This window comes from Vallitalea maricola (genome assembly GCF_036985595.1).
In the GTDB taxonomy this organism is placed as follows: domain Bacteria; phylum Bacillota; class Clostridia; order Lachnospirales; family Vallitaleaceae; genus Vallitalea; species Vallitalea maricola.
The window spans coordinates 1-18979 of record NZ_BTPU01000018.1 but is presented as its reverse complement, the minus strand read 5'-3'; the positions used below and the strand labels follow the sequence as shown (position 1 = coordinate 18979).

At 36.2% G+C, this 18979-nt stretch carries 15 protein-coding genes; all 15 read left to right on the top strand.

Features of this window, described 5'->3' with window-relative positions:
• Positions 1-27: 27 nt before the first annotated feature.
• Positions 28-1305, top strand: coding sequence for an ABC transporter substrate-binding protein (locus AACQ14_RS05815; RefSeq protein WP_339362640.1), 1278 nt, complete (start codon positions 28-30; stop codon positions 1303-1305).
• A 92-nt stretch (positions 1306-1397) separates the two neighbouring features.
• Positions 1398-2288, top strand: a complete 891-nt coding sequence (locus AACQ14_RS05810; protein ID WP_339362638.1) for a carbohydrate ABC transporter permease — start codon at positions 1398-1400, stop codon at positions 2286-2288.
• 2 nt (positions 2289-2290) lie between these two features.
• Positions 2291-3118: a carbohydrate ABC transporter permease gene (locus AACQ14_RS05805; RefSeq protein WP_339362637.1), complete on the top strand. Its 828-nt coding sequence runs from the start codon at positions 2291-2293 to the stop codon at positions 3116-3118.
• An 11-nt stretch (positions 3119-3129) separates the two neighbouring features.
• The gene (locus tag AACQ14_RS05800; RefSeq protein ID WP_339362636.1) at positions 3130-3942 is read left to right on the top strand and encodes a sugar phosphate isomerase/epimerase family protein; all 813 of its coding nucleotides are present in this window, start codon (positions 3130-3132) and stop codon (positions 3940-3942) included.
• A gap of 534 nt (positions 3943-4476) precedes the next feature.
• On the top strand, positions 4477-6663 hold the full coding sequence (gene gnpA / locus AACQ14_RS05795; RefSeq protein WP_339362635.1) for a 1,3-beta-galactosyl-N-acetylhexosamine phosphorylase: 2187 nt from the start codon (positions 4477-4479) through the stop codon (positions 6661-6663).
• 28 nt (positions 6664-6691) lie between these two features.
• Positions 6692-7825 (top strand): glycoside hydrolase family 88 protein, encoded by a 1134-nt coding sequence (locus AACQ14_RS05790; RefSeq protein ID WP_339362634.1) that lies wholly within the window; start codon positions 6692-6694, stop codon positions 7823-7825.
• Between the two features lie 154 nt (positions 7826-7979).
• Positions 7980-9602: a response regulator gene (locus tag AACQ14_RS05785; RefSeq protein WP_339362633.1), complete on the top strand. Its 1623-nt coding sequence runs from the start codon at positions 7980-7982 to the stop codon at positions 9600-9602.
• The gene (locus AACQ14_RS05780) at positions 9592-11451 is read left to right on the top strand and encodes a cache domain-containing sensor histidine kinase (protein ID WP_339362632.1); all 1860 of its coding nucleotides are present in this window, start codon (positions 9592-9594) and stop codon (positions 11449-11451) included. Before AACQ14_RS05785 ends, AACQ14_RS05780 begins: the two co-directional genes overlap by 11 nt.
• A gap of 108 nt (positions 11452-11559) precedes the next feature.
• Positions 11560-12969 carry an ABC transporter substrate-binding protein gene (locus AACQ14_RS05775; protein WP_339362631.1) on the top strand — a complete coding sequence of 470 codons (1410 nt, stop codon included), beginning with the start codon at positions 11560-11562 and terminating at the stop codon, positions 12967-12969.
• A 175-nt stretch (positions 12970-13144) separates the two neighbouring features.
• The gene (locus AACQ14_RS05770) at positions 13145-14047 is read left to right on the top strand and encodes a carbohydrate ABC transporter permease (protein WP_339362630.1); all 903 of its coding nucleotides are present in this window, start codon (positions 13145-13147) and stop codon (positions 14045-14047) included.
• Between the two features lie 12 nt (positions 14048-14059).
• Complete coding sequence (locus tag AACQ14_RS05765) at positions 14060-14893, top strand: carbohydrate ABC transporter permease (RefSeq protein WP_339362629.1); 834 nt, start codon at positions 14060-14062, stop codon at positions 14891-14893.
• A 10-nt stretch (positions 14894-14903) separates the two neighbouring features.
• A complete protein-coding gene (locus AACQ14_RS05760; RefSeq protein WP_339362628.1) occupies positions 14904-16319 on the top strand; it encodes an alpha-L-fucosidase in 1416 nt (471 codons plus the stop codon).
• A 173-nt stretch (positions 16320-16492) separates the two neighbouring features.
• On the top strand, positions 16493-16675 hold the full coding sequence (locus AACQ14_RS05755) for a helix-turn-helix transcriptional regulator (protein ID WP_339362627.1): 183 nt from the start codon (positions 16493-16495) through the stop codon (positions 16673-16675).
• Entirely contained in the window at positions 16642-17379 is a 738-nt protein-coding gene (locus tag AACQ14_RS05750; RefSeq protein ID WP_339362626.1) for an AraC family transcriptional regulator, read from the top strand. Before AACQ14_RS05755 ends, AACQ14_RS05750 begins: the two co-directional genes overlap by 34 nt.
• Positions 17380-18200: 821 nt before the next feature.
• Positions 18201-18979: hypothetical protein (locus AACQ14_RS05745; RefSeq protein ID WP_339362625.1), on the top strand; the 779-nt coding region annotated here is incomplete at its 3' end.

Below are 18979 nucleotides of genomic sequence, written 5' to 3'. Positions count from 1 at the left end.
ATCAATTATTCTAAGGAGGTATAGTTTATGAAGAAGTTACTATCGATTTTATTATGTGGTATTTTGGTTGTGTCGATTGTGGGGTGTTCAAAGGCGAATAATGAGAATACTTCAAATAATTCGAATACCGAAGGGAAAAAAGACAAAGTTACTTTGAAAGTTTTTGATGCGATGGCGTATGGATTGGAAAGATACGATGAATTAGTGAAATCATTTGAAGAATCGCATCCTGGTGTAACTGTTGAAGTACAACATGCACCAAATGATACTAACGCACTTCTAGGTGCTAGAGTCAGCTCAAATGATATACCTGATGTATTTGCCATTCAGGTAGGATCGTATGCACAATCATATTATGAATTTGCATATGATTGGTCGAATGATAAGGATGTTCTTGACTTGTTCAACCAGTCTGCGTTGAAAACAGGCTTAAACTCTGAAGGAAAAATAATGTCTCTACCTTGGACATATGAAAATATGGGCTTGTTATATAATAAAGATATTTTCAATGCTGCGGGGATTGATAAATTACCACAAACATTGGATGAACTTGAACAAGCATGTATTGACATTAAAGCAGCAGGTTATATTCCGTTTGCAATTTCAGCTAAAGAAAATTGGGTACTCAAACAAGTAGCAACTAATTTTATGATGGATAAAAAATTAGATGCGAAAGGTGTAGTAGAAGCTATAGATAATGGAAGCTTAACATTTGATACTATGCCAAATTTTAAAAATCTTTTCAGGTTCCTAGATCTTGCTGTAGAATATGGACCAGCGAAACCGCTAGAAGTTGATTGGGAAACATCAGAAAACATGTTAGCCAATGGCGAAGCGGCAATTATTCATATGGGTGATTGGTGTCAATCCACATTAGATAAGTTTAATCCAGATGCAAATGTTGGTTTTCTCCCATTCCCTGTTAGTGACAATCCAGATGATGTAACATTATTATCTTCTGTTTCATGGACGTATATTGTAAATAAAGATAGCGATAATATTGATTTGGCAAAACAATATCTTCAGTTTATTCTAACTTCTGATGAAGGTATAGATTGGATAACAAATTACATTGGAAGTGTTCCTGCTGCGGCTGGTGCCCACAAGGTTAAGGGTAAATTAGCTAACGATGCTGCTGCTTACATAAAAGCAGGAAAAACTAATGGATGGATACATTCTTTAATGCCAACTGGATTTGATACTACATTAGGTCCATTGATGCAAAGTTATATGATTAATGGAATAACAGTTGAGGAGAGTATTAAAGAACTTGAGGATGACTGGATGAACAGACGTCAACAATAAAAAATAAACTAAAACTGACAATCTCATGATTTCAGAATTTTGACTATAGGAATCATGAGATTGATTCAGTTTTGAAAGTAGGAGGATTAGAATTGAAAAGATTGCAATCAAAAAGAATTCTTGGGGTATTCGAATTCTTGTTGTTTACGATTCCTGCTCTTGCATTTGTTTTATTTTCGACCAATATACCATTTCTAATGAATATTTACTATTCAGTATTCAAATGGAACGGTATAAGTAAAAATATGCAATTCGTAGGATTGAAGAATTTCGTTCATGTGATATTTAATGATTCCACATTTCTTAAATCCGCAGTATTTACAATGAAGTTCACATTTTTTTATGTAATATTGGCTAATATCATTTCGTTAGCAGTTGCGCTTGTTCTAGCAAAGGAAATGAGATCATCTAAAATTGGAAGAGTATTTTATTATATTCCTTACATTATAAGCTTAACCGCTATTAGCTTAATTTGGAAATTTTTAGTAGGACCAGGTTTTGAGGCTATGTATACCTCAACTGGATTTGAATTCTTCGATTGGAGTTGGATGGGAACTCCTAAATTAGCATTTTATATTGTTGTAATAATGCAGGTATGGAGAGGTCTTGGATTCTATATGGTTACGTATATTGCAGGTATAATAGTGGTTCCTAAAGATATACTTGAAGCAGCGTCAATAGATGGGGCTTCAAAGTTTCAAGTGCTAAAACATGTGCTATTACCAAGCATTATGCCATCCATAACAATTTGTGTGATGACTTCACTAATAAATGCCTTTAAGTTGTTTGACATTATTTTAGTATTTACAAAAGGGGGACCTGCTAATTCGACTGCATCAGTAGCATATAATATTTACAATGAGGCATTTATAAATAGTAATTATGGATTAGCTACTGCAAAATCGTTATTATTCTTTGTATCAGTTTTGGTTGTTACGCTACTACAATTAAAACTTACGAAATCTAGGGAAATAGAGGTGTAAATATGCGAAAAAGAGTATTAAATAATATCCCCAGGCTGATTATATTTGCACTCTCAATATTTTGGATTATGCCATTGTTTTTGATACTAATTAATTCTTTTAAGCCATATAATGAGATGATGCAACATTTTTTATCTTTACCAAGTTCTATATCTTTTAAAATGTATCTCGAAACGTGGAAAGTTTTTGATTTTCCTATTCTGGTACTAAATACTTTTATATATACTATTTTGACTCTATTAGGTGTGGTTTTATTTGCACCTATGGCAGCCTATAAATTGTCCAGAACAAAATCCAAATTAAGTAGTGTTTTTTTTATTTTGATAATAATGCCCATGATGGTACCTTTTCAAGCTTATATGATATCATTAACAAAATTCACATCAATATTCAAATTGAATGGAACTCAATTAGGGTATGTTCTAGTAAATATTGGTTTATGTATGCCGTTGGCGGTATTTATGATTCATGGGTTTGTAAAAGGTATCCCTAAAGAACTAGAAGAATCTGCAAATATAGATGGAGCATCAAAGATGACAGTATATTTTAGAATAATTTTGCCATTACTTAAGCCTATTCTTGCAACGGTAGTAGTTCTAGATGCTATTGCTACATGGAATGACGTCATAGTGAATCAATTAATTATTGGCGGTAGTAAATCATATATGAACATACAAAATGCATTATATATGCAGTTTTCTGCACAAACTTCTGATTGGGAACATGCTTTACCAGGAATCATTATGGCCGCAATTCCTAGTTTGATATTCTTTTTATTAATGCAAAAAAATATTATTGGAAGCGTTACAGCTGGATCGGTAAAAGGTTAAGGAGGATTTATATGAACGTTGGAGTGCTCATCAGAATGGAAAAAAATGTTGAAGAAAAGTTTAAAGAGCTGATTGATATGGGAATGAATAGTTGTCAATTAGTATCTTGGAATGAAGAAGATTTTACTATTGAAAATGCAGATATTATTAATGCTGCCGTTAAAAAATATGATATTAATATCACTGCTTTTTGGTGTGGATGGAGTGGACCGGTCACTTGGGATTTTTATGAGGGGCCAATTACATTAGGTATTGTACCAAGAGCATACAGGTTTGCAAGAATTGAAACTCTAAAAAGGGGATCTGATTTTGCTAAACTTATAGGCATTAGAGATATTGTTACTCATGCTGGTTTTATTCCAGAAAATCCAAGAGAAACTAACTACTATGAAACGGTAGCCGCATTAAAACAGATTGTCCAAAAATGTAAAGAAAATGAGCAGAATTTTTTGTTTGAAACAGGACAAGAAACCCCAGTCACACTATTAAGACTTATTGAAGATATTGGTGAATCAAATGTTGGTATTAATTTAGATCCAGCTAATTTGATAATGTATGGAAAAGCAAACCCAGTAGATTCATTAGAAGTGTTTGGTAAGTATGTAATGGGAGTCCATGGAAAAGATGGTATATATCCAATTGATGGAAAAAATTTAGGTAAAGAAGTTCCGCTTGGACAAGGAAAAGTAGATTATCCAAAATTTGTTGCAAAATTGAAAGAAATTAGATATCAAGGTGATATTACAATTGAAAGGGAAATATCAGGAGAAAAGCAGAAAGAAGATATTAAATTAGCTAAGTCCATACTAGAAAAATTACTTTGAATAAATCAATAGATTTGATACGTTGTAACTTAAGATAAATTACTTTTGAGTATTTGCTTTGTATTCAAAGTTGAGTGATATATATATAGCCATTTTGTATTAACGTATTAATAAGCAGATTAATGATTCATAGACCATTGAATAGTATGGAACATATTTTGTTGATGGCTGAAGAATAATCGCTGAAAACTTTATTATACTTATATAATTGTGGCCATTATTAAATAAATGATTGAAATGCAAGGTGTATTATGATTAATATATATTTTGTAACTCTAGTAACATTAATTAAATGAAAAATGTTCGAGAAGCAGTCAAAAGATAAGTGAAATGGTCAAACCTTTAAAGTAACATCAGTACATGCCTTCCTATTATTAAAAAGTGGGGAGGCATGTACTGTTTTAGATTGAAGGAAATTCTTATAATAAAGAAAAGCAAACAAAGCATAATTATAGACGATTGTATTAACTAATCATAACATGTATCATTAAAAGTATAAAAATATTTGCAAAACGAGAAGTTGGAGGAAACAGGATGAAAAGAAAAGGTCAGGTAACATTACCTACAGATATGGATATCATTCAAGAAACCAAGGAAATCGTTGATAGGCTAGGTGTCGATGCCATCCGAGACTGTGATGGTACACAAATGCCTGAGACATTAAAACATCTACCGGTAAAGATATATTCTACGTACTACACAACACGCAAGGATAATGAATGGGCTATGAAGAACCGGGATGAGATTCAACAGGTTTATCTTATGACTAGATTTTATACGGCCATGAATGAGGATTCTCTGTTCATTCCGTTAATGTCAGAGTTTTATAGTGAACAGTTGAAACCAAACAGCTATGATGACATCAGGAAATGGTGGGAAGTGGTAGATCGTGTTACCGGTGAGAGACTTGATCCTGATAAATGGCTTTATCATGAGGATACAATGACTGTGGAGATTAAAAAACCAGAGCCGTTTCATGACTATACTGTCAGCTTCCTTGCGTATATCATGTGGGACCCGGTTCATATGTACAATTTTATTGTAAACAGCTGGGAAAACGTGGAACATCAGATAGGTTATGATGTCCGTCAGCCAAAAACTCAGAAGTATGTTCTGGAAAAGCTGAGAAGATGGCTTGAAGCAAACCCAGGGACGGACGTGGTTCGTTTTACGACATTTTTCCACCAGTTTACATTAGTTTTCAATGAAAAGGGTAAAGAAAAGTTTGTTGACTGGTTTGGCTATAGTGCTAGTGTATCTCCTTATATCCTTGAACAGTTTGAAAAAGAAGTCGGCTATACATTTAGACCTGAGTTCATTATAGATAAAGGTTACCATAATAACACTTTCCGCATGCCTAGCAAAGAATTCAGAGATTTTATGAATTTCCAGATGAGAGAAGTAGCAAAACTGACGAAAAAGTTTGTGGATCTTTGTCATGAATATGGTAAAGAAGCTATGATGTTTCTTGGAGATCACTGGATTGGTACGGAACCATTCGGCCCTTATTTCAAGGAAATCGGTCTGGATGCGGTTGTTGGATCTGTTGGCAATGGAACAACCTTGCGTTTGATATCAGACATCCCTGGTGTCAAGTATACAGAAGGTCGTTTCCTACCATACTTCTTCCCAGATGTCTTCAATGAGAACGGGAATCCTCTCAAAGAAGCCAAAGAAAACTGGGTGACAGCCCGTCGAGCGATTCTTAGAAAACCTCTGGACAGGATTGGTTATGGCGGTTATCTAAAGCTGGCTTATGAGCAGGAAGGCTTTATTGACTATATTGAGAAGGTTTGTGACGAATTCAGAATGCTCTATGATAACATTGGTTCTGAAAAGCCATACAGCCATATGACAGTAGGGATACTGAATGCCTGGGGTCAGGTCCGTTCTTGGGGTACCCATATGGTTGCCCATGCTATTGATTATAAACAAACTTATTCTTATGCAGGCATATTGGAAAGTCTAAGTGGCATGCCTTTTGATGTTAAGTTTCTTTCATTTGAGGAAGTAATGGATTCCTATGAAGTTCTAGAACAATGTGATGTCATTATCAATATAGGGGACGCTTACACGGCAACTAGCGGTGGCAATGTGTGGGATAACCCAATGCTGATTGAGCACATTAAAAGGTTTGTTGCCGAAGGGAAAGGATTCATCGGTGTTGGTGAACCTACGGCTAGTGAGCATCAAGGAAGATACTTCCAGATGGCCAATGTTCTTGGTGTTAACAAAGAAGTCGGCTTTAGCCTCTCTACTGATAAGTATAACTGGGACATTCATGACCACTTTATCACTAAGGGATTTAGCAAAATAAGTTTTGGAGAGGAAATCAAGAATATCTATGCCCTAGATGGTGCCAGAATCCTTGCTATGGAAAAGCACAATGTACAGATGGCAGTCAACGAATTTGGTAATGGTAGAAGTGTGTATTTCAGCGGACTGCCCTATTCTTTTGAAAACAGTCGTCTATTTTACAAGGCAATCTTCTGGGCTGCATCGAAAGAAAACCGAATAAAGTGTTGGTTCAGCGAAAATTATAATATTGAAGTTAATTACTATCCCGGAACAGGTAAATACTGCCTTGTCAATAATACGGATATTCTTCAGGAGACCGTAATCTACGATGGCAGAGGTCATAAAGAAGAACTAGCTCTCAAAGGGAATGAGATTATGTGGAAGCATTATGAAAGAAATTGCAGTGATAATCTGACAGTTTGACACAAACATGATATGATAGGAGGTTACTATGGATAAAGTATTTGACCAATCTCTATTGGCTGGCGCCATTGATGAGGCTTTAATTAAGATTAATAAAAATGTGAAGCAATGCGGTAACAGATTTCCTGAGTCCAGTAGTCATAATAATCAGTATGAGTTACATGACAATAGGAATGACTGGACACAGAGTTTTTGGAGCGGTTTGATATGGCTGGCTTATGAATGGACATCAGATGAAAGGTATAAAGCACTTGGACAGAAACACACACTCTCCTTTAAGAAGCGTCTGGAAAACAATTGGGGGATGGATACACATGATATCGGATTTCTTTATTCCCTTTCCTGTGTTGCAGACTATAAGGTGACAGGTAGTGTAATAGGGAAAGAAACAGCCCTTAAGGCAGCAGACCGTCTTCTGGAGCGCTATAAGGAAAAAGGAGGTTTCATACAGGCATGGGGACCTATTGATGACCCTAAAATGTACCGGTTGATTATTGACTGTTATATGAACTTGCCTCTACTCTTTTGGGCTTATGAAACAACTGGGGATGAAAAATATCTGGTGGTTGCTAAGAACCATGCCTATACAGCTAAACAGGTATTAATGCGTGAGGATTCATCTACTTATCATACCTACTACTTTGATCCTTTGACAGGAGAACCTTTAAGGGGTGTAACAGCTCAGGGATATGGGGATGACTCATGCTGGGCCCGTGGACAGGCATGGGCGATATATGGTTTTGCCCTTTGCTACCACTACCTGAAGGACGACGTTTTTATTGAGGCCTATAAACAAGTTACGGATTACTACAAGGATCATTTACCTGAAGATAAGGTACCCTATTGGGATCTTTGTTTTACAAAAGGAGAGGAAGAACGAGATACGTCGGCAGCGACCATTGCTATTTGTGGCATCCTTGAGATGGATAAATATATTCATGGTGACAGCAGGCAGAAAACTTACAAGGAACTGGCAAAAACTTCAATGGCATCGTTAATACGCCATTATACAACCTTCAACACATCAGCAAATGGTTTACTCTTTGAAGGTGTTTATTCAAAACCCGATCATGTGGGTGTAAATGAGATGGTGATTTGGGGGGATTATTTCTTTATTGAAGGATTGATGCGGATGACAAAAGACTGGCAAATGTACTGGTAAAGACTAGGTATAAAGGGGCTGTTTTAGTGGAAAACTGAGACTACCCCTTACTGTTATTTTTTGGAGAGAGATGATTGGTATTGTTACAGGAGTGATTCAAGTTTATAATACACTTATAGAAACAGGCATAAAAAACTAAAGTGTGGTGATGACAGTGTATAAGTTATTGATTGTTGATGATGAAAAATCCATTCGTAACGGTTTGACATATGGGAATCCATGGGATGAATGGGGATTTAAGGTGATAGGGCAGGCCATCAATGGTTTGGAAGCTCTAAAACTCATTGAAAAAGAGCAGCCGGACATCGTTTTATCGGATATTCGTATGCCTAAAATGGATGGTGTAGAGCTGATGCAGTATTTGAATACTCATTATCCACAGATTAAAATCATTATATTGAGTGGTTATAGTGACTTTGAATATCTTAATATGTCCATCAAGAACAGCGTTGTAGAATACCTTTTAAAGCCAACGGATTTTGACGAGTTTGAAGCTTTGTTCCGAAAAATGAAACAGAAATTGGACGAAGAGGCAGAAAAAAAACAGGCTTATCTACGTATGCAGCAGCAACTGGAAGAGAGTGAAGCTTATTTATACGAAAAGAAGCTGGTGGCACTACTGAATGGTTACGTGGATGAAGAGATGCTAGAAGAGTATATGGAAGATTTAGAAGAGCATTGTAATATTAGAATTAATGGGGGCTGTGTTCTGGCTTGCCGGCTTTATGATCCAACACTTGCTGAGCAGTCTATTAAACACAAGGATATACTGGAGTTTATTAAACTGTGCAATGACTATGTGAAGGGTAGAGGAGGCCGTTTTATCCTGAATAGGGAAGAACAAATTATCGGCATTCTTTCGGAAGACTTTTTAGATGGTGAGGATATTATGACATTTTCAGAGGGCCTTTATGAAAATATCAAGGATAAAACCGGTTATTGCTTATTCATCGGAATAAGTAATTCATGTCTTCAGCCAATGAATCTGCCTAGACATTATGAACAAGCCAACTGGAGCTTGAAACAGATAAGTATGCACCAAGATCAAAGGCCGATAATTTTATATGCAGAATTAAAGGAGGAGCGGTTTGATTTTAGTGTTGCCTTTGACATAGCGGCACTTCAAAAACATATTCTGGCCAACAAGAAAGACCTTATTAGGGAGGAAATTTCCTCCGTATTTTCCTATTTTCAAAGAAAGACAATAAAAGAAGACTTTATCATTGATCATATTTGTTTGGAACTACTCTTTAATATGTCCAAATGGAGTCTTGGATACTATCTGCAACTTGAGAAAATCATGCAGAAGCTGGGGATTTCCTATACGGATATCTATACTATTGATTTACTGACAGACAAGGAGGCCTATGTCAATCAGATTCTGTCGGCTCTTTCTGATGAAATCCAAAGTGTTAAAGGTGATCTAAGGAAGAACAATACGGTGGCAAGTCAGGTGAGAGACATTATTAATGAGGAGTTTTACAACAATTATATGTCCCTTGACTATGTGGCATCTTTATTAAGAAAGAATCCTGCCTACATTTCTAAGATGTTTAAAAATGAATTTGGTATTAATTTTAGAGAGTATTTGCTCAACAAGCGTATGGAATTTTCAAAAGTACTGCTGTTGGATCATACTAAAAAGATCTATGAGATTGCCAATATGACTGGCTATGCAGATGCTTCAGGCTTCATCAGAGTATTCAAACGGTATTATGGATTGAGCCCCCATGATTTCCGTAACACTTTAGGAAGGAAAAATACAGATGAAATATAAGCATACAAAAGTTGTTCATAGGGTTATTGGGTTTATCCTTGCTATACTGGTGCCCATATTGTTTATTGTAACTATACTTTTTTTTCAGACAAAGGCGTCTATGCAGCAGAGATCATTGAAAGCTTTGGATTTCAGTGCTAGAGAGGTACAAGATAAGATTGATGAGACGGTCCATAACATTTACAGTGTTTCGGACAGTTTTGCTAAAGACCAACGGCTTATTAAGGAGCTGGACCAGTCCTATGGACCAGAAAAAGTCATAGAAAAACGGGTAGCCGTCTTAAAAATTGCCAATCAGATATTTAATGGTTATAACAGGCTCAATAACAATGAACAAATTGCAGCAATTTACACAGTTAGAAAAAATGGCGATACAGAGCTTTTTAATATTGTTGATGCCAATTACGATGGTTCCGAGCAAATCAAAAGACTGGAAAACATGGGGATTACCAATAAGGAACGCCTTACCCATTTTTTCTGGTATCCACTACAGGAAAATTTCTTGAAGGAAACTCCATATGATGATTTGCGTAAGGATAATGTCATCTTTGGCACGAGAAGAATTTATTCAGCCTTAAGAGCCGGCTATCCATATATCCACATTTTTGCCTTGAGGGAGGAATCCCTTTATTTAAAATATGCGGATATTGCCGCACAGGAAGACGGCAAAATATATATCATTACTAACAGCGGTGTTTTGCTGTCATCTTCTGATCTAAATGTCATTGCCTCAAAGGAGATAAGACCGGAGATTCTAAAGTCTATTCTTGACAGATCAGGGAATCAATTCTCTATGACAGTTGACAGCGTTAGGTATTCTATGTCAATTGCTGAATCTGATGTGAATGACTGGATGACAGTACTGATGGTTCCTATAGAGAATGCGGTGGATGATGTGAACAAACTTTATTTCAGAATAACATGGATTATCATTATCAGTATTCTGGGATGCGGTGTCATGATACTTTACTTTTTCAAACGCTTTACATACCCTATTGCTGAGCTAAGTGAATCTATGATGGAAGTTAATCACGGTAATCTGAATGCATATGTTCAGGTGAAGGCAGATTCAGAAATCGGTAATATGATTGATTCCTATAATGACATGCTTAGAAGCATCAATCATAACATTAAAGAAAAGCTGCTCATGGAGAAGAAAAAAAAGGAACTTGAGATGGAGGTTTTGATGAATCAAATTAATCCTCATTTTCTATATAATACTCTTGAGACTATCGTATGGAAATCCAATGAAGCGGGACGGCAGGATATTGGCAGGATAGCCGCCTCTCTGGGACGTATGTACCGGCTCTCCATTAGTGATGGCGAAGCTTTGGTAAAAATATCCAGAGAAATAGAGCACTTGATGGCGTATATCAATATCCAGAAAAGTAGATATGATGATCTGTTTGAATGTGAGCTGCTAATGGACGCAGAGGCAATTAGGGATCTGTATTCCCTAAAGCTGATTTTACAGCCAGTGGCTGAAAATGCCTTCCTCTATGCTTTAGATGAACAGGAGCACACTATGAAGTTGCGTATTAAAGTTGTTGTCCGTTCTGATGAGGTGAGATTTGTTATTACTGACAACGGCATTGGTATGGATAAGGAAAAGCTGGTAGCAGTACGTGAGCAGATTAGATACGGGAAACGGGATTTGCAGCAGAAAAATCACCAACCAAGAAAAAGTACCGGCATAGGACTGCACAATATTTCTGACAGGCTAAGACTCTATTTTGGTGTCGAAAATGGGGTGAGAATCTACAGCAAAAAAGGTCTGGGAACGGTATGCATCATCACCATTCCCAAAATGACATTCAAGGATATTGAGATATTGGAAGATAATGATTAATCTATACTGCTATAGACAATTTTAGACCATAAAGTCAAAATCTCGCCTATAGAAAGAGGGGTTGAAGAAGCGTATAATGAAGATACAATAAATGAGGAGGTATCACCTATGATTAACTCAAACTTAAAAAGAAGCTTGGCAATCCTTTTGACACTAATTCTTGCATTTTCTGTGGCTGGTTGTGGCAGTAAAAAGGCAGAAAATAATTCAGGTTCAACGTCTACAGATAAGAAGACGGATGATAATGCTGATAGTGCTTCAAAAACGGACAAGCCATTTGAAGGCGTTGTACTACACTATGGTGTCAGTGAAACCAGTTCTACTGGTGGCGAGGCTGTAGAACTAGTGGAACTAGTTAAAGAAAAGACTGGTATTCAGATTGACTTCACAATTATTCCCAATACGAATGCCGGAGAAGTTGATAAACAGCTTGTATCATTAATGGCAGGCGACGACATAGATATCGTCTATGGTACAACACAGAAACTGAAAACATATTATCAGGCAGGTGTTCTTGAGCCTCTTAATGAACTTGCTGAAGCAGATAATTATGATATTCAGTCAGTGTTTGGGGACAGTGTTCCGGTCTTTGATGACGGTCTTTCCTATGGACTACCAGCTTTTAATGACATATGGCTTACATTCTATAACAAGAAGATTTTTGATGAAGCAGGTGTGGAATACCCAACAGCAGAAGGCTGGACTTGGGAAAAATATATTGAAACAGCTAAGAAACTAACTAATGCAGATGCAGATGTATGGGGATCATTTATGCTTGACTATGATTGCTATAACTACTTATGGGCAATGCAATCAGGTGCTCAAGCTTATAATGAGGATGGTACTTCAAATTTTGATGATTCACTTTTTGCTAAAGGTCTACAGTTCTACTATGATCTTGGTAATGTTGATAAAGTCCAACCAGACAGCATTATGTATGCATCAGGTGCTTATCCATGGAACTCCTTTGTAGCAAGCGGTAATATGGGTATGTTTGTTTGTGGAGGATGGGTTATGTCCATGATGAATAACTTTGAGAAATACCCAAGAGATTGGGAATTCGGTATTCTTCCAATGCCTTACCCAGAAGGACAAGAATCTTCAACTCTAGCTGTTACAGGTGCTTATGGTGTATCTGCTTCATCTAAAAATGCAGATGCTGCTTTTGAAGCTATCAAATGTATGGCAGAAAACCAATATAAATTAGGTCATGGTCGTATTCCTGCAAGAACAGACTTGACAGACCAAGAGATATCTGACTATGTAACAAATGAACTTGTACCAGCTTATTCAAAAGATAACGTGACAGAAGAAGATTTTGTTAATGCATGGTTTAATCCAGAGCGTAAAATCGTTTCTGAGAAAATCATTGGTACTGCAGACACAGTTATTTCTCAAATCTGGACAGAAGAAGGTCAAATGTATGGTCAGGGTGCACAAAGCCTTGAGGATGCCATTGCACATATCAAAGAGAGATCTGATAAAGCTATTAAGGAAGATATGGCATCTGACAATTAATTAAGATAAGGAATAAGGGACTGGTCATAGTACCTGTCCCTTTATTTCTTATAGGAGACAAATCTGACTTGCAGAACGAGATGTAGTTTCTTTGTTTCTAGACAATGTATTTTACAATCTGATGTGTTACTTAAAAAATGATGTATAGAATATAGGTTAGTATAAGGAGGCAGAGATGCAGAAGTATACAGCTAAGAAAAAGAAGAAAAAATCCGACAATGAAAATCTTGCCGGATATATATTTATATTACCTTATGTTTTGATGTTTATCGTATTTACAGGCATTCCATTTGTTGTTTCCATTATCCTTTCATTCGTGAATGTTAAATTTATCAATAATCTGGAGAATGTCAGATTTGTGGGCTTTGACAATTATGTAAGAATGTTTCAGGATGCTGATACAATGGAAGCTTTATTTAATACAGTCAAATATTCCTTAATATATGTACCGCTTATTATGGTATTGGGCTTTATGCTGGCAGTAATTCTGAATAAAGGAGTTTTCATGAAAAATTCTTTGAGGTCTATGATCTTTTTGCCCTATGTATCCAATATGGTGGCTGTGGCAGTCATATTTAAGCTTCTTTTGGGTGCAAAGGGGATTTTAGGTCAGTTTTTAATGAACATGGGGCTTGAACGACCACCCCTATTGGACATGGGATGGGCATTGCCCACGGTCGCTATTATTGCTGTATGGAAAGGTGTTGGTCTAAATATGATTACCTATTTGGCGGCACTTCAGGAAGTGCCTGGAGAATTGCTTGAAGCTGCTGAAATGGACGGTGCAAATCGCTGGCACAAAATTAAAAATGTCATATTGCCTTATGTTTCACCAACGAGTTTCTTCCTGTTAATCAGCTCCATTATAACATCTCTTCAGAACTTTACGATCATACAGTCCCTTACAGAAGGGAAGCCTGGAAGAAGTACGGTGGTTATGTCTTTGAATATTGTTAGATCAGCGTTCACAAAATATGAAACTAGTTATGCCAGTGCGCAGGCGATGCTGATGTTTGCAATTGTTATGATCATTACGCTGATTCAGTGGCGAGGTCAGAAAAAATGGGTCAATTATTAGGAGGTGTTTAGTGTGAATAAGAAATCATTAATATATAAATGGTCCTTTACTATCATTATGTTGCTTATTGGCATCGGTGGTATTTTCCCTTTCATTTTTATGATATCATCTACATTCAAAGTGAGTGGGGAAGTGCTTAAAGTTCCTTTTCATATCCTTCCAGAACATTTTACACTGGATAATATTAAAGGATTATTTGCAAGTGAGTATTACAACTTTATAAGATGGTACTGGAACACAATCTTTGTAACGGGTATGATATTGTTAATAAAAGTATTTTTTATCAGCTATACAGCCTATGGTTTTTCAAAAATCAAGTTTGCAGGTAGAGATATTATCTTTTTGATACTGTTGGCAGCGCTGATGATACCAAGCGATATTATGATTATGCCAAGATACATGATCTTTAAGAAGCTGCATATTCTGAATACGCCCTGGGCGCTGATATTGCCTGCAACGGTAGATGTTTACTTTGTCTTTTTGTTGCGTCAGGCTTTCATCGCCATACCTGCATCTCTTAGCGAGGCAGCAAGAATTGATGGCTGTGGACATGGACGTATCTATACAAGGATTATTTTACCATTGGCAAAACCAGCCATTGCGACAATGCTGCTGTTTTCATTTGTATGGGCATGGAATGATTATATGGGACCATACTTGTACATCAGCGATCTGAACAAACAAATGCTGTCAGTAGGTATTAAGCTGTTTTCTTCAGGTCAGGTCATAGACTACGGTTTGCAGATGGCAGGTGCAACACTTGTATTGCTGCCAATAATAATTGTATTTTTCTTAACACAAAAAGTATTTGTTGAAGGTGTAAGTACATCTGGAGTGAAAGGGTAAAGGTAATGGGATGATTAAGTTGGATAAACGTTTGATTAAAGTTAAACCTTCTGAAAGGCAAATGGCTTTTCAGCAACTTGAATTTTATGGTTTCATACATTTTACTATCAACACTTTTACTGACAGAGAATGGGGAGATGGTAATGAATCTCCTTCCTTGTTTAATCCATTAGAATTGGATGCGAATCAATGGGTAACTGCTGTGAAGGCAGCAGGGATGAAAGGACTTATTTTGACCTGCAAGCATCATGACGGTTTCTGTTTATGGCCCAGTCGCTATACAGATCATAATATATCAGCCAGCCCTTTCAGAGGTGGTAATGGGGACTTAGTCAGAGAGGTTAGTAAGGCCTGTAAAAAAGAAGGCCTCAAATTTGGCATCTACCTGTCACCCTGGGACAGACATGACAAACGATATGGACAGGGCAAACTCTATGACGATTATTTTGTGAGCCAGTTGAAAGAGCTTCTGACTGATTATGGTGAGATATTTTCTGTATGGTTAGATGGTGCTTGTGGCGAAGGGAATAATGGTAAAAAACAGGTTTATGATTGGAATCGTTACTATAATACTGTTAGAGAGCTGCAACCTAAGGCCTGCATATCTGTCTGTGGTCCGGATATTCGCTGGTGTGGCAATGAAGCTGGTGATACACGCCCTTCGGAATGGAGTGTTGTACCGGAGAAGCTCAGAGATGCTGAAAAGGTTTCTGATGCCAGCCAAAAAGAGGACGTATCAGAATTCCGATTCAAGAAGCTATCTTCAATGGATCTGGATCTGGGAAGCAGGCAGGCTCTAGCGAATGAATCTAAGCTGATCTGGTACCCCGCTGAGGTCAATACATCCATACGGCCGGGCTGGTTTTATCATGAGCATGAGGATAATCAGGTTAGATCACTGGAGGAACTGCTGGAGATTTACTACAATTCAGTTGGCGGCAATGCTACCTTTTTATTGAATCTGCCACCAGACAGGAGAGGGCTGATTCATGAGAATGATGTTGAGCGCCTTAAGGAAATGGGCCATCAGCTGAGGAAGAATTTTGAAATCAATTTGTTGGAAGAGGCTGAGATAGAAGCAGAGATTTCGCCTGAATCCAATGATGTCAGTCAAGTTAGAAAAGATAATTACGACTGTTATTTTGAGGTACCAGCAGGAAAAGAACCTGTTATTCTACGAATGAGCTGGAAGACTGAACAGGATATCTCATTTGTGGTCATAAAAGAGAACATTCAGAAAAGTCAGCGTATAGAAAGTTTTGAGTTATATGCTGTAGAGAATAAAGAACCCATTAAAGTTTATGAAGGTACTGTTGTAGGGTACAAGAAGATTGTACGCCTTGATCAGGTGAAAACCAAAGAACTGATGCTGATCATAAGGGATTATAGAGTAGCCCCTGTTATTGCCTTTATTGGCGTTTACTAGGAAATGAATATATCGGATTAAAGCAAAGCTGATAAGATATTAATGAATCTTGTCGGCTTTTTCTATGGAAATATTTATATTGGGAATTTTATAAATATCATTATTTAGCAAAATAGGAATAGTTTCCTTGTAAATTTATTGTTATAATAAAATAGATGAAGGTGGAGTGGACATTGAACTATAGAAAAGATATAGAAAGTTGTATTCAATTCATTGAAGATCATATCAAGGGAAATATCACTATTGAGCAAGTTGCTAGTCAATCTGGGTATTCTCCCTACCATTTTGTAGAGTTTTTAATCTATGTAAAGGTATGTCTGTTATGGAATACATTCGAGGACGCAAATTGTCTTTAGCAGCTACAGAATTATTTGAAGGTAGAAGAATTATAGATATTGCTTTGGAATATGGATTTGAAACACACAGTGGCTTTGCCAGAGCATTTCGTAAAGCATTTGGTTATAGTCCTAAACAGTATATGATACGAATGGCTGGATACGCGGATACAAAAGCAACATGTAAAATTGGGAGATATATGATGAATCCTGTTATTGTAAAAAAACCTTCCTTTAAAGTTGCTGGTTATGGAATTAATATCAATATTACTGGGGTCACCTATACAAAAGATATTGCATCTTTCTGGTGCAATTATAATGGTGAAAATTTAGAAAGCAAAATGTACAATATTTTAAATCCATCTAAACATGGTGAAGTGGGATTGTGTGTTCCATTATCGGAAGATGGAAAGGCAATATATCTTTTAGGTGTTATTGTTGATGACTTTTCAAAGGTAGAAGAAGATATGTTAACAGTAGAAATTCCAGAAGCTGAATATGCTGTTTTTACAACAATTCCTGTTGATACTACACATGACAAAGAACAAAAGGATTTTGCTAAGATTATTGCAGGAACATGGAAATATATTTTTGAAGATTGGTTTAAAGACAGTGGATATGTTTATGATGAGAATAAACTTGATTTTGAATTTTACGATGAACGGTGTCATTACAGGCAGGATACGGTTATGGATATTTATGTTCCTGTAAGAAATATGGAATAATTAGGTCAATCTTTTGGGGATGTAGAATTTTACATGATTAGAATCATGTAAGGGACCTATTCTTGAACCTGCAACAGGAACGGGTCGAATATTAATTCTTCTTTTAGAAAAAGGATTAAATGTTGAAGGATTCGATAGTTCAAAAGATATTATAAATATATGTGAGAAAAGGTAATTACTTTTGAGGCTGTTAAAAAAATAAATAAGTTAGTGATTATACTGCAATAATATGCTGTGATAAATAAGAACTTTCAATGTAGTTAAACCAGTATAATCACTCAGCCGTCTATTGTAAATTAGAGCTGATAGGATTTTAATAATCTTGTCAGCTTTTTGAATGGAGAATTATTTTAAAAAGGAAATTTGATTAAACGTATAATTTTTCTTCCATTTAATGAAAAAGGTATATAATTATACATAATTCAGCATAATTATACCAATTTTCATAGAAATTAGTTGAAATAATTGTTGATTTATTGTAAAATGTTGGTAGTAATACAAAGAACAAGCATTATTTAACGTTAAGTTAAAATCAATCTTCGTATCTTCTACCAACGTGTTAAATCATTATTTAACATATAGATTTAGCGTTTAGCTCTATACGGGTCATACCTGATTAATATTAACAACATCAGCATTCTGTTTTAGTAGTTTTCAAATATTTATATACTGTATTTATCCTATATTTTTTCTCCTAATGATGGGAACGGATCCTAGTTTTATAATTCATATAATATCTTAACTAAATACATAAAAAAGATACTCGCTATATATGGATAGTGTATAGATTAAAATAAAATTTTTTATGGGAGGTTAAATGGATGAAAAAGATTATACTGAGCAAGAAAATAATGGTAATAATAGTACTTGTGCTTGGAATGTTTTTTAGTCAATTAGGCATGGATGTTGAATTGATAACGGTATATGCTGCAACGCCGGGAGATGAAAACTTTGATTCGACCTCAACCGGTTATGGTTCCAGTCCGAGAACAATAGGGAGCTGGACATTTGCGGTATTTAAAGCGGATGGAAGTAATGATGAGGAAGCATATTTAGATGTTTTAAGTAAGCCTGAAGTCAATTCACCACTATCACCTACTTCGGGTGATAATATACTTATCATAACGGGGTACTATGACGAAGTTACTCCATCTAATAATGGCAAAATAGTTCAAATAAAGTCTACTTCAGGAGATGAATTTAAGATTATATCTTTTCATATTGATGGAGGTATAGACGGAGATGGAAATAGTATAGTAATTTCTATAACTGGGTATAGAGATGGAAGTCCTGTTACAGCTGAAAAAGCAATAACGGCACCTGTTAATACTGATACTGAAGTTTCTTTTACTGGAGCTGAGTGGGAGTGTATTGATGAAATTAGAATGGAAAGACAGGATGGAGTAGCTGATATTGCTGCATGGTGTATTGATGATATCAGTGTTAGTGATCCAGTTTTATCTGTTACAGCTCATGAAACTGCAATTTCAGAGGCGGCATCTTTAGATTCATTAGTAGGAGATGCTAATACGATAACTCTAACTGTAAAAAATTCCGATGGCAGTACAGACACCGACTTTGACGGAAACAAATCGGTAAC

Excerpts from the sequence above, each read along its gene's own strand:
- AACQ14_RS05815 (WP_339362640.1), top strand. The coding sequence starts at position 28 with ATGAAGAAGTTACTATCGATTTTATTATGTGGTATTTTGGTTGTGTCG.
- AACQ14_RS05805 (WP_339362637.1), top strand. The coding sequence starts at position 2,291 with ATGCGAAAAAGAGTATTAAATAATATCCCCAGGCTGATTATATTTGCA.
- AACQ14_RS05800 (WP_339362636.1), top strand. The coding sequence starts at position 3,130 with ATGAACGTTGGAGTGCTCATCAGAATGGAAAAAAATGTTGAAGAAAAG.
- gnpA (WP_339362635.1), top strand. The coding sequence starts at position 4,477 with ATGAAAAGAAAAGGTCAGGTAACATTACCTACAGATATGGATATCATT.
- AACQ14_RS05790 (WP_339362634.1), top strand. The coding sequence starts at position 6,692 with ATGGATAAAGTATTTGACCAATCTCTATTGGCTGGCGCCATTGATGAG.
- AACQ14_RS05780 (WP_339362632.1), top strand. The coding sequence starts at position 9,592 with ATGAAATATAAGCATACAAAAGTTGTTCATAGGGTTATTGGGTTTATC.
- AACQ14_RS05775 (WP_339362631.1), top strand. The coding sequence starts at position 11,560 with ATGATTAACTCAAACTTAAAAAGAAGCTTGGCAATCCTTTTGACACTA.
- AACQ14_RS05770 (WP_339362630.1), top strand. The coding sequence starts at position 13,145 with ATGCAGAAGTATACAGCTAAGAAAAAGAAGAAAAAATCCGACAATGAA.
- AACQ14_RS05760 (WP_339362628.1), top strand. The coding sequence starts at position 14,904 with ATGATTAAGTTGGATAAACGTTTGATTAAAGTTAAACCTTCTGAAAGG.
- AACQ14_RS05750 (WP_339362626.1), top strand. The coding sequence starts at position 16,642 with ATGGAATACATTCGAGGACGCAAATTGTCTTTAGCAGCTACAGAATTA.